Annotated in this window: 10 protein-coding genes; 4 read left to right on the top strand and 6 right to left on the bottom strand. The window is 69.0% G+C overall.

Annotated elements, in window-relative coordinates:
* The first annotated feature begins 93 nt into the window (after positions 1-93).
* Together Q2100_RS19045 and Q2100_RS19050 are read left to right on the top strand one after the other, a co-directional pair.
* A complete protein-coding gene (locus tag Q2100_RS19045) occupies positions 94-873 on the top strand; it encodes a site-2 protease family protein (RefSeq protein WP_302915314.1) in 780 nt (259 codons plus the stop codon).
* Between the two features lie 44 nt (positions 874-917).
* On the top strand, positions 918-1,820 hold the full coding sequence (locus Q2100_RS19050; protein WP_264015623.1) for a cation diffusion facilitator family transporter: 903 nt from the start codon (positions 918-920) through the stop codon (positions 1,818-1,820).
* An 18-nt stretch (positions 1,821-1,838) separates the two neighbouring features.
* On the opposite strand, the gene Q2100_RS19055 is transcribed toward Q2100_RS19050, so the two are convergent.
* Complete coding sequence (locus Q2100_RS19055) at positions 1,839-2,255, bottom strand: DUF3151 domain-containing protein (RefSeq protein ID WP_264015624.1); 417 nt, start codon at positions 2,253-2,255, stop codon at positions 1,839-1,841.
* Between the two features lie 104 nt (positions 2,256-2,359).
* On the opposite strand from Q2100_RS19055, the gene Q2100_RS19060 reads away from it, so the two are divergent.
* Positions 2,360-3,340, top strand: coding sequence for an Rv0361 family membrane protein (locus Q2100_RS19060; RefSeq protein WP_302915315.1), 981 nt, complete (start codon positions 2,360-2,362; stop codon positions 3,338-3,340).
* Here the strand turns inward: Q2100_RS19060 and fbaA are convergent.
* Together fbaA and Q2100_RS19070 are read right to left on the bottom strand one after the other, a co-directional pair.
* A complete protein-coding gene (fbaA, locus tag Q2100_RS19065; protein WP_302915316.1) occupies positions 3,337-4,374 on the bottom strand; it encodes a class II fructose-bisphosphate aldolase in 1,038 nt (345 codons plus the stop codon). The genes Q2100_RS19060 and fbaA overlap by 4 nt on opposite strands.
* A gap of 45 nt (positions 4,375-4,419) precedes the next feature.
* On the bottom strand, positions 4,420-5,433 hold the full coding sequence (locus tag Q2100_RS19070) for an alcohol dehydrogenase catalytic domain-containing protein (RefSeq protein ID WP_264015627.1): 1,014 nt from the start codon (positions 5,431-5,433) through the stop codon (positions 4,420-4,422).
* A gap of 118 nt (positions 5,434-5,551) precedes the next feature.
* Here Q2100_RS19070 and Q2100_RS19075 point away from each other — a divergent pair, with 118 nt between their 5' ends.
* The gene (locus Q2100_RS19075; RefSeq protein ID WP_302915317.1) at positions 5,552-6,259 is read left to right on the top strand and encodes a DedA family protein; all 708 of its coding nucleotides are present in this window, start codon (positions 5,552-5,554) and stop codon (positions 6,257-6,259) included.
* Between the two features lie 39 nt (positions 6,260-6,298).
* Here Q2100_RS19075 and Q2100_RS19080 read toward each other — a convergent pair whose 3' ends face one another.
* The 3 genes from Q2100_RS19080 to Q2100_RS19090 all read right to left on the bottom strand — a co-directional run.
* Positions 6,299-6,784, bottom strand: a complete 486-nt coding sequence (locus tag Q2100_RS19080; RefSeq protein ID WP_302915318.1) for a (R)-mandelonitrile lyase — start codon at positions 6,782-6,784, stop codon at positions 6,299-6,301.
* Positions 6,785-6,807: 23 nt separating this feature from the next.
* Positions 6,808-7,968: an alpha/beta hydrolase gene (locus Q2100_RS19085; RefSeq protein WP_302915319.1), complete on the bottom strand. Its 1,161-nt coding sequence runs from the start codon at positions 7,966-7,968 to the stop codon at positions 6,808-6,810.
* 8 nt (positions 7,969-7,976) lie between these two features.
* Positions 7,977-8,981: MFS transporter (locus Q2100_RS19090; RefSeq protein WP_302915320.1), on the bottom strand; the 1,005-nt coding region annotated here is incomplete at its 5' end.

Consider the following 8,981-nt stretch of genomic DNA (forward strand, 5'->3'; position numbering starts at 1 on the left):
CGGCCGGGACCGGCGGCGGCAGCGCGGGGGGCGGCGCGGGAGGTGCGATCGTCGTCATGGGTCCTTCTTACCGAAGATCGGTAGCGTCGAATCGTGAGCATCCGTACGCCGCGCCAGTCCGTGCGGCCGAGCCCGGTCTTCCTTGCCATCGTCGCTCTCACCGCGGCGGGCGGTGTGCTGGCGTGGCTGGCCGCCGACACCGTGGAGCCGCTGGCCTATGCCGGCGTGTTCGTGTTCGTCATCTCCGGCTGGCTGGTGTCGCTGTGCCTGCACGAGTTCGGGCACGCCTTCACGGCGTGGCGGTTCGGTGACAAGAGCGTCGAGATGCGCGGGTACCTGACGCTGAACCCGCTCAAGTACACCCATCCCCTGCTGTCGCTCGGTCTGCCGGTGCTGTTCATCGCCCTCGGCGGCATCGGGCTGCCGGGCGGTGCGGTCTACCTGCACACGTCGTGGATGACCGCCCGGCAGAAGACGCTGGTCAGCCTGGCCGGCCCCGCGGCCAACGTGGCGCTCGCGATCCTGCTGCTGACGCTCACCCGGCTGCTGTACGACCCGGCGCACGCGGTGTTCTGGGCGGGCATGGCGTTCCTGGGCTTCCTGCAGGTGACGGGCGCCCTGCTCAACCTGTTGCCGGTGCCGGGGCTCGACGGCTACGGCGCACTCGAACCGCACCTGAGCCCCGACACCCAGCGCTCGCTCGAGCCGGTCAAGGGGTGGGGCTTCCTCGTCCTGCTGGTGCTGCTGCTGGTGCCCGAACTGAACCAGTGGTTCTTCGGCGCGGTGTACTGGCTCTTCGAGCTCTCGGGCGTGCCGTCGGGGCTGAGTGCGGTCGGCAACCAGCTGACCCGGTTCTGGTCCGCCTGGCTCTAGGCAAGCCCTTGCGATATATGCGTCTTTACGCATAGATTGCTGGAATGGGCGCCGGACACGACCACAGTCACGGCGGCGGAGACACCCGCGTCAGCCGGATGATCATCGCCGCCGCGATCCTGTCCGCGTTCTTCGTCCTCGAACTGGTCACCGCGCTGTGGATCGACTCGATCGCGCTGCTCGCCGACGCCGGCCACATGCTGACCGACCTCGTCGCGATGTTCATGGGACTGACCGCGGTACTGCTCGCCCGGCACGGCAGCGCGTCGCCGGCCCGTACCTACGGCTGGCACCGCGCCGAGGTCTTCACCGCCGTCGCCAACGCGGTGCTGCTGCTCGGCGTGGCCGCATTCATTCTCTACGAGGCGTTCGAGCGGCTCGGTGACGCGCCCGAGGTGCCCGGTGTCCCGCTGATCGTGGTCGCCCTGGCCGGCCTGCTCGCCAACGCGATCGTGGTGCTGCTGCTGCGCTCCCAGTCCGAGCAGAGCCTTGCCGTCAAGGGCGCCTACATGGAGGTCGTGGCGGACACCGTCGGCAGTATCGGCGTGCTGATCGCCGGCATCGTCACGGTCACCACGGCCTGGCCGTACGCCGACGTGGTGGTCGCCGTGTTCGTCGCGCTGTGGGTGCTGCCACGGGCGTTCGCACTGGCCCGCGCGGCACTGCGGATCCTGTCGGAGTCCTCGCCCCAGCACATCGATGTCGAGGAACTGCGCTCGGCGCTGTGCGCGGTCGACGGCGTCACCGAGGTGCACGACCTGCACGTGTGGACCCTGGTGCCCGGGAAGGACATGGTCACCGCACACCTCACGTCGGAGGCCGACTCTGCCCGGGTGCTCGACGACGCCCGCGCGGTGCTGACCGCCCGTGGACTCGACCATGCGACCGTGCAGGTGGAGCCGCCTGCGGGCGCCGCCGACTGCAACTGCGAGAACAGCAACTGGTAGTCCGGCCGCGCAGGGCGCTCAGGCCAGACCGAACTCGCCGCGCGCCGACGGATCGCAGTCGTCGAGCAGGTCCAGGCAACGGGCGTACTCGTCGGTCTCGCCGATGGTGTCGGCGGCCTTGGCCAGCGCCGCCACACACCGCAGGAATCCGCGGTTGGGCTCATGGCGGAACGGCACCGGGCCGAAGCCCTTCCAGCCGTTGCGGCGCAGCTGGTCCAGACCCCGGTGATAGCCGGTCCTGGCGTAGGCGTACGCCGCGACCGCCTGATCGCCGGCCAGCGCCTGTTCGGCCAGCGTCGCCCACGCCACCGATGCCGAGGGATGCGCAGCGGCCACGATGGACGGATTCTCGCCGGCAGCCAGTTCGGCCTCGGCGTCGATGTCGCCGGGCAGCAGCACCGGCTCCGGTCCCAGGAGGTCGCCCATCCGTGTCATGAGGCCATTGTGCCGTGTGGTCTCCGGGTGGCACTCCACGGCATCACCCCCGCCGGGTCGATAAGCTTCCGGCGTAGGACGCGCGGAGGAGGAAAACAGCAGGGATGTCGAACCCACCAGGGCCGCAACGAGGCGAAGAGCCGACCGAGCCGACGGCCGACGCGCAGGAGCAGACCCCGCCGGCCGAGCACGACCCGCCGGGCGCTGACGAGGCGACCACCGAGTCCGCCGCCGAGACCGAGATCATCGACGTCCAGCAGGCGGACGGCGGGCACGAGCCGGCCACCGAGGTGATCGCGTCGACACCGAGGGAGCCGGAACCTCACGACGCCGAACCCGAGGACGCAGTCCTGGTGCCGGTGGAGCACGATCACGAGCCGGCGACCGAGGTCTTCGCGTCCACCCCGCAGCCGGCCGAATCGCAGACCGACCCGCAGGCCGGTGAGCGGCGGTTCACCGCGCCGTCCGGTTTCGACGCCGGCACCACGCAGAAGATCGACAGCCCGCAGGAACCGGCCACCGAGGTGTTCGCGACGTCCGCAGCGCCGGCAGGCGGCGAGGCGGCGGGTCAGCCGAAAGCCGCCACGCCGCAACTGATCCCGCCTCGCGGCGAGCAGCCCAGGCCGCCGCAGCCGACGAAGAAGCGCAGCTGGGGCTGGGTTGCGGCCGTCGTGCTGGTGATCGCCGCGCTGGCGGCCATCGCAATCCTCGGCACGTTGCTGCTCACCCGCGGGTCCGACGGTGGGGTGTCGCAGGAGGAGCAGGTCCGCGCGACCATCCAGAACTACGACGCCGCCATGCAGAAGGGCGACCTCGCGACCCTGCGCAGCATCACCTGCGGCGCCACCCGCGACAGCTACGTCAACTACAACGACCGGACCTGGGCCGATACGCACGCCCGGGTGTCCGCAGCCAAGCAGTATCCCGTCGTCGCGAGCATCGACCAGGTGGTGGTCAACGGCGATCACGCCGAGGCGAACGTCACCACCTTCATGGCCTTCGCGCCGCAGACGCGCTCCACGCGCAGTTTCGACCTGCAGTTCCGCGACGACCAGTGGAAGATCTGCCAGGCGCCCGCCAACTAGCCGGCGGTGACCGACTTGCCGTCGCTGTGCAGGTCCCTGCACGCCTCGACGACGCGCTCCGACATCGACGCCTCCGCCTTCTTCAGGTAGCTGCGGGGGTCGTAGACCTTCTTGTTGCCCACCTCGCCGTCGACCTTGAGGACGCCGTCGTAATTGGTGAACATGTGCGCGGCCACCGACCGGGTGAACGCGTACTGCATGTCGGTGTCGACGTTCATCTTCACCACGCCGTACTTCAGCGAGTCCTCGATCTCCGACTTCAGCGATCCCGAGCCGCCGTGGAACACGAAGTCGAAAGGCCTTGCCTGCGAATCGAGTCCGAGCTTCGCAGCGGCCACCCGCTGCCCCTCGGCGAGCACCTCCGGCTTGAGCTTGACGTTGCCCGGCTTGTAGACGCCGTGCACGTTGCCGAACGTGGCGGCCAGCAGGTACTTGCCGTGCTCGCCGGCTCCGAGTGCGTCGACGGTCTTCTCGAAGTCCTCGGCCGAGGTGTAGAGCTTGTCGTTGATCTCGGCCTCGACGCCGTCCTCCTCGCCGCCGACGACGCCGATCTCTATCTCCAGCACGATCTTCGCGGCGACGGCCTGGGCGAGCAGTTCCCGCGCGATCGACAGGTTCTCGTCGATCGGCACCGCCGACCCGTCCCACATGTGCGACTGGAACAGCGGGTTGCGGCCTGCCGCCACCCGTTCGGCGGAGATCGCCAGCAGCGGACGGACGTAGGTGTCCAGCTTGTCCTTCGGACAGTGGTCGGTGTGCAGGGCGACGGTCACCGGGTAGCGCTCGGCGATCACGTGCGCGAACTCCGCGAGCGCAACGGCGCCGGTGACCATGTCCTTGACACCCAGACCGGAAGCGAATTCCGCTCCGCCCGTTGATAACTGGATGATGCCGTCACTGCCCGCGTCGGCGAAGCCCTTGATCGCCGCGTTGACGGTCTCCGACGACGTGCAGTTGATGGCGGGAAAAGCGAACGAGTTCTCCTTGGCGCGGCCGAGCATCTCGGCGTACACCTCGGGCGTGGCGATCGGCATACGGGCCAGTATGCGCCGATCCGGCCGGCGTCACATGGCGAGTCGTCACATGGTGAGGACCATGCGGTAGCGCGCGCGGCCGGAGTCCATCGCCGCGTAGGCTTCGGCGGCCTCGGCCAGCGGCCGCTCCTCGATCATCGCCCGCACGCCGGACTGCACGGCGAAGTGCATGGTCTCCTCGACGTCGCGGGCGGTGCCCGACGGGTGGCCGGTGACGGTGAGCCCTGGGGTGATCAGCTGCATCGGGCTGATCGGCAGCGGGTCGGCGGTGACGCCCACGATGACCAGCTCGCCCTGTGCGGCGAGTCCACCGACGGTGTCGGCCATGGCCTGCGAATTGGCCGCCGTCGCGAGCACCACCGCCGCCCCGCCCAGCTTCTGCAGCGCCTCGCCGACGTCGCCGGCGGTGGAGTCGACGTAGTGGTGGGCGCCGAGGGCCTTGGCGTCGTCGGCCTTGCCTGCGCCGCGAGCGATCGCGACGGTCTCGAAGCCCATCGCCCTGGCCCACTGCACACCGAGGTGGCCGAGCCCGCCGATGCCGAGCACCGCGACCAGGTCGCCGGCCACGGCGCGGGTCTGCCGCAGCGCGTTGAAGGTGGTCACCCCGGCGCAGCCCATCGGCGCGGCCTCGGCGAACGACAACTCGTCGGGGATGCGGGCCAGCGCGGTCGCCGGCACGGTGATCGACTCGGCGTAGCCACCGGGATAGCTCAGGCTGGGAATCTGGCCCCGCTCGCACTGCATGAAGAAGCCCTTGCGGCAGGGCACGCAGCGGTTGCAGTTGCCACCGAACCAGCCGACCGCGACCCGGTCACCGACCTCGAAGCCCTCCACGCCGTCGCCGAGCTCGGCGACGGTGCCCGCGACTTCGTGACCCGGCGTCAGCGGCCATGTCATCCCGGGGAAGGCGCCGTTGACGAAGGCGTGGTCGGTGCCGCAGACGCCGCACGCGGCGACGTCGATGCGGACGTGGTCACGCCCGGGGGCGGTGGTCTCGACGTCGACGAGGGTCAGCTTCTCGCCGACGGCAGCCAGTTGTACGGCGGTGTGGGTAGGCATGAATACAACCCTAGCTATGCGAATAGCCTGATGGATTCCCGTTAGCAGGAAGTTCACCGGCCCGGGCCGCGCGGCTGAATTTCGGGACGCCGTGGCCGCGCCGGTATCTTGGGGTGCCATGACCACCCCGACCACCCATCTGGCGCTGATGCCCGAATTCCTGGATCCGATGACCCTGCTCGGGTACTTCGGCACCTGGGCGCTCGTCGGACTGCTGGTGGTGATCTTCGTCGAGTCCGGGGTGCTGTTCCCGATCCTGCCGGGTGACTCTCTGCTGTTCGTGGCAGGCATGCTCGCCGCGGGCACCGCCGCGGCGGCCGAACAGGGCAAGGAAGTGCCCGACTTCCAGCTCTGGCAGCTGCTGGTGTTCATCCCGATCGCGGCGATCCTGGGCGGTCAGGTCGGTTACTGGATCGGCCGCAACATCGGTACCGCGATGTTCAAGCAGGACGCGCGCTTCCTCAAGCAGCGCTACCTCGACGAGGCGCACCTGTTCTTCGAGCAGCGCGGACCCTTCGCCATCGTGATGGCCCGGTTCGTGCCCATCGTGCGGACGCTCGCACCGCTGACGGCGGGCGCGGCCCGGATGAGCTACCCGGTGTTCGCGCTGTACAACATCCTCGGTGCGGTGGTGTGGGGCGTCGGCCTGACACTGCTGGGCTTCTGGCTCGGCCAGTTCGAGATCATCCAGAAGCTGCTCGAACCGATCTTCATCGCGATCGTGCTGGTGTCGGTGCTGCCGATGCTGATCGAGTGGATCAAGCGGCGCCGCGCGGCCCGCCGCGCCGGCATCCCGGCCCCGCCGATCGAGCCGGCCGCCGACTAGGCCTGGTCGTCACGCGAGCTGACGGACATGGCCGGTCGGTCATCCGCGGTACTGCTCGTCGGTGACGTGTTCCATCCAGTCGACGGGACGCCCGTCGACGGTGGCCTGGACGGCGATGTGGGTCATTTCGGTGTCCTGCCGGGCGCCGTGCCAGTGCTTCACGCCGGGCTCGGTCCAGATCACGTCGCCGGGGTTGATCGGTTGCCTGGGACCGCCCCACTGCTGCACCCAGCCGGTGCCCGAGGTGACGATGAGCGTCTGCCCACCGGGATGGCTGTGCCATGCCGTTCGTGCACACGGACTGAAGGTCACCTCGGCTGCCCCGAAAGTCCGGGCGTCATTCGGGTCGAACAGCGGCTTCACCCCGACCTGACCGGTGAAGTTCTCGGAAGGCCCCGGTCCGGAAGGCCGCTCCTGACCGGTTGAGATCTGGATTCCGCCATCGGCGCCGGCCGGCCCGGCCTTCGCCAGGGTCAACGGGGTGACCGCGGCCAGCAGGACCGTCATCGCCAGGATCGGCTTCATCTGTGTCGTCCTCTCGTCTGTCCTCATGCAGAGGCAAGGTTGGTGCGAAAGAAGGTGGTCAACGTCTCGAAGGGGATGAGGTCGACTCGGTCGTACAGGTCGACGTGCCCGGCTCCGGGCACGAGCACCAGCTGCTTGGGTTCGGCGGCCAGCCGGTAGGCGTCCTCGCTGAACTCGCGCGAATGGGCCTGGTCACCGGAGATGAACAGCATCGGCCGAGGCGAAATGGTCTCGATGTCGGAGAACGGGTAGAAATTCATGAACTTGACGTTGCTGGTGAGCGTGGGATGGGTGCTGGTGTCGGGGCTGTGTCCGCGTGCGGTGCGATAGAAGTCGTAGAACTCGCGGTCGATCGGGGTTGACGCCGCGGACAGTTCCTCGGGTGTACCGCCGGTGAATTCTGTCGGCGCACCGGCAAATTCGGCGTCGCGCTGCTCTGCGGCTTGCGCGAGAACCTCCCGGCGCTGATCGAGGCTGACGGCGTTGCGCAGCCCGTCGCGGTTGGCGGCGCCCATGTCGTACATGCTGACCGTCGCGACGGCCTTGATGCGTGGATCGATCTTCGCCGCGCTGATGACGAAGCTGCCGCTGCCGCAGATGCCGAGGGCGCCGATGCGTTCGCGGTCGACGAACGGTTGGGTGCGCAGATAGTCGACGGCCGCGCTGAAGTCTTCGGCGTAGATGTCCGGCGACACGGCATTGCGTGGCAGGCCGTCGCTTTCACCCCAGAACGACAGATCCAACGACATCGTGACGAACCCCTGTTCGGCCATCTTGGTGGCGTACAGGTTGGCGCTCTGCTCCTTGACCGCTCCCATCGGATGACCGACGACCATCGCCGCAGCCCTGGAGCCGGGTGCCATGTCCTTGGGGACGAACAGGTTTCCCACGACGTTCATCTGGTACTGGTTCTTGAAGGTGACCTTCTGGACCGTCACCTGCTCGCTGCTGTAGAAGTTGTCCGCACCTCGACTGGTGTCACCGGGTGGCAGATCCGGTGTCGCGGCCGCGGGCACCGACGGTGCAGGCGTGCCGCTGGGCTCGGAGGCCGCGCAACCGGCAGCGGCCAGAACTGCCACCGCCGATGCGGCGGCGCCGGCGATTGCGAGCATGCGGCGGCCGAAGCCGTTGTGGTGCGGTGCTTCCACTTCGTCCTCACGGTGTCGGTTGACGTCTTTCGTCATGTCCACTCCTATCGTTGGTATTCGAATTGCCGGTCAGGCAATGACTTCGGCGTGCGGCGAAGGCCGTGACCATGCCTGGCCAGGCGATTGGCGACGGCCAGTAGCGTCAGCGGCATCAGGGCCGAGCCGGTGATCAGTGCACCGAGGACGGCCGGTCCGGTCAGCCCCAACGGTGTCGAGAGCATGGCGCCCGCGAGTGCGGATCCGCCTGCGGTGCCCATGTTGAACGCGGCAGTGGCCATCGACGAGGCCAGGGTCGAACCACCGCCGGCGTGACGAAGAACCTGGGCGATCAACACCGGGTTGGCGCCGAGTCCGCACGCGCCGAGCAGCACCACGAGAGTGACCGCGATCGTCGTGTGGCCGGCTGCGGCCGCAAGTGCCAGCATCGCCGCTGCCGATGACGTCGTCGCCAGGGCGATGACGGCCAGCGGATGACGGTCTCCGAACCGACCCCCGACGGCGGTACCGATCAGTGCCCCGATCCCCAGTCCCGCCAACACGACGGGCACAAGCGCCTCCGGGACACCGGAGCGATCGGTCAACAACGGGCTGATGAAGCTGTAGGTGCCCAGGAAGCCGGCCTGCGCCAACACGATCGCCGCCAGCATCGCCCACACCCGCCACGGCCGGATCGCCTTGACCTCGCCCCCGACCGACAGCTCGGCGGATCGGTCGCCGTTGGTGGCGGGTGTGAGTCGCTGCACGGCGACAGCCACGATCACCGACAGGCCCGCCAGCAGCCAGAACGGACCCCGCCACCCCGTGAGCAGGCCGGCGAAGGTGCCCAGCGGCACACCAGCCACCACGGCCAGGCTCAAGCCGCCCGACATCACTGCCAGCGCTCGCGCACCGGCTGCGGGACCGGCCGCCGCGGCGGCCACCACCGCACCGACCGCCCAGAACGTCCCGGTGGCCAGCGCGGTGATGACGCGCGCCACGGTCAGCACGGCGAAGGACTCGCTGAGCGCTGCCACCGCATGCCCGGCGGCGAACACCGTCAGCGCGCCGAC

Source organism: Mycolicibacterium arseniciresistens, from assembly GCF_030519285.1.
GTDB classification, from domain to species: domain Bacteria; phylum Actinomycetota; class Actinomycetes; order Mycobacteriales; family Mycobacteriaceae; genus Mycobacterium; species Mycobacterium arseniciresistens.